The organism is Inquilinus sp. OTU3971 (assembly GCF_038440215.1).
Map to the genome: position 1 here is coordinate 1 of NZ_JASATH010000392.1, position 2148 is coordinate 2148.

3 protein-coding genes are annotated in these 2148 nt (G+C 69.6%); 1 reads left to right on the forward strand and 2 read right to left on the reverse strand.

Annotation, left to right across the window (positions count from 1 at the left end; genetic code table 11):
• Positions 1 to 64: 64 nt before the first annotated feature.
• Complete coding sequence (locus AAHM41_RS39985) at positions 65 to 514, reverse strand: SRPBCC family protein (RefSeq protein ID WP_342242216.1); 450 nt, start codon at positions 512 to 514, stop codon at positions 65 to 67.
• A gap of 38 nt (positions 515 to 552) precedes the next feature.
• Entirely contained in the window at positions 553 to 891 is a 339-nt protein-coding gene (locus AAHM41_RS39990; RefSeq protein ID WP_342242217.1) for an ArsR/SmtB family transcription factor, read from the reverse strand.
• A gap of 111 nt (positions 892 to 1002) precedes the next feature.
• Here AAHM41_RS39990 and AAHM41_RS39995 point away from each other — a divergent pair, with 111 nt between their 5' ends.
• Entirely contained in the window at positions 1003 to 1890 is an 888-nt protein-coding gene (locus AAHM41_RS39995) for an arginase family protein (protein ID WP_342242218.1), read from the forward strand.
• The last annotated feature ends 258 nt before the right edge of the window (positions 1891 to 2148 follow it).

A 2148-nucleotide genomic window follows, 5' to 3' on the forward strand; every position in this document is an offset into this window, starting at 1 on the left:
CCGCGCCGCCCGCCGCCCCCCCCCGCGCGGCCCCCCCCCCCCCCCCCCCCCGGGTCGGTCGCGGTCAGCCCGGGCGGGACTCCAGCACCACCGAGCCGGTCTCCAGCAGGGATTTGAGATTCGACAGGATCATCGGCCAGCCGCCGGACACCGCCTCGATGAACTTCGATTCATCGCGGTCGATACTGTGGGTGACGGTCAACTTGACCGCTTCGCCGGCCGGCTCGAGCTCCATGGTGCAGCGGGAATCGCCCTCTTCCTTCAGCTCCGGCCGGAACTCGTTGCGCCAGCGCAGCACCAGGCGCCTGGGCGGGTCGAACTCCAGGACCTCGCCGGTATCGCCCACCCTGCCATCCGGGAGCATCAGCTTCCAGGCGCCGCCGACACGCCATTCGGCCTCATGGTAGACGCCATCCCAGTAGCGGCGGGTGAACTCCGGTTCGGTCAAGGCCTGCCACAGCGCGGCCGGCGTGGTGCGGATGAAGGTGACGTAGACGAAAGTGCTTCCAGCCATGACGTCGCTCCTTGCTGTTGTCTCGGTCGTTCACAGGGCTAGGTATCCTGGTCGCCGCCCTGCTGTTCGAGCCGCTGCTTGAGCGCCGACAGCGCCGCCAACCGCGGCTGCTCGAACTTGCGGATCCAGCGCTCCGCGATCGTGGCGATCGGCACCGGGTTGATGAAGTGCAGCTTCTCCCGGCCCTGCCGCTTCCAGGAGACGAGGTTGGCCTCCTCCAGGATCGCAAGGTGCTTGGTCACTGCCTGGCGCGTCATCGCCAGCCCGCGGCAGAGCTCGCCCAGCGTCTGGCCGCTCTCCGCCTGCAGCCGGTCCAGCAGCTCCCGGCGGCTGGCATCCGCCAGGGCGTGGAACACGGCATCGTCGTCGCTCTGCATCGATCTAATATGCAACTATATGGTTGCATGTCAAGATCCGGCCGGCATTGCCCGCGGGAACCTGGATCGTCACGATCCGGTTAGATTCGCGATCGGACAGGAGGCGTCGCCATGAGCCGTCCCCGCTACGCGATCGTCGAGGCGCCCTCGGTGCTGGGGCTGTTCCCGAAGGGGGTCGAACGGCTGCCCGAAGCCCTGCTCGGGGCCGGGCTCGCCGAACGGCTGGGGGCGCGGCGGGCCGGCCGGGTCAAGCCGCCGCCCTACGACCCGCGGCGCGATCCCGAAACGCTGCTGCTCAATCCCTCCGGCATCGCCGCCTATTCGGTCGCCCTCGCCGACGCCGTCGGGCTCGTGCTCGGGGCCGGCGAGGTGCCGGTGGTGCTGGGCGGCGATTGCTCGATCCTGCTCGGCTGCCTGCTGCCGCTGCGCCGGCGCGGGCGCTTCGGCCTGTTCTTCCTCGACGGCCATGCCGATTTCTACCAGCCGGAGGCCGAGCCCAACGGCGAGGCGGCGTCGATGGACCTGGCGCTGGCCACCGGCCGCGGCCCGGCGGTGGTGACCGATCTCGAAGGGTTGCGGCCGCTGGTCCGCGACGAGGACGTGGTCGCCTTCGGGATCCGCGACGCCGAGGACGCCGCGCGCTTCGGCAGCCAGCGGATCGAGGACAGCGGCATCGAGCTGCTCGACCTCGCCGCGGTCCGGCGGGTGGGCTTGCAGGCCGCGCTGGAGCGGACGCTGGACTGGCTGACCCGGCCCGAACTGCTCGGCTTCTGGGTCCATCTCGACGCCGACGTGCTCGACGATGCGGTGATGCCGGCGGTCAACTACCGGATGCCGGGCGGCTTGTCCTTCAACGAGCTGGCGACGATCCTCGGGGCCGCGGCGGCGAGCGGCCGGATGGCCGGCATCGACATCACCATCTTCAACCCCGCCCAGGATCCGGACGGCACCATCGCCGCCGCCTTCTCCGACGCCATCGCCCGGGGGCTGCGCTCCTAGAGACCGTTTGGAAATGCGCTGGCGTGAGTCGGCTGGCGGTGGTTTCGAGAACCGGAGCGCAGCGCACGTTTGGTTCGTGGGCACCGGAAGCGGAGAAACCGCCGTCAGACGGCCGCGCCAGTAGCATTTCCAAACGGTCTCTTAGTCTTACTGCGTCATAAGCGAGGGGGGATGTTCCTGGTCTGACCCGGAGCGTTGCAGCAGGGACATCGGTGGAGGTTCCTGGCGAGGGCGACGGTGAGACGTCGGCGCAAGGTG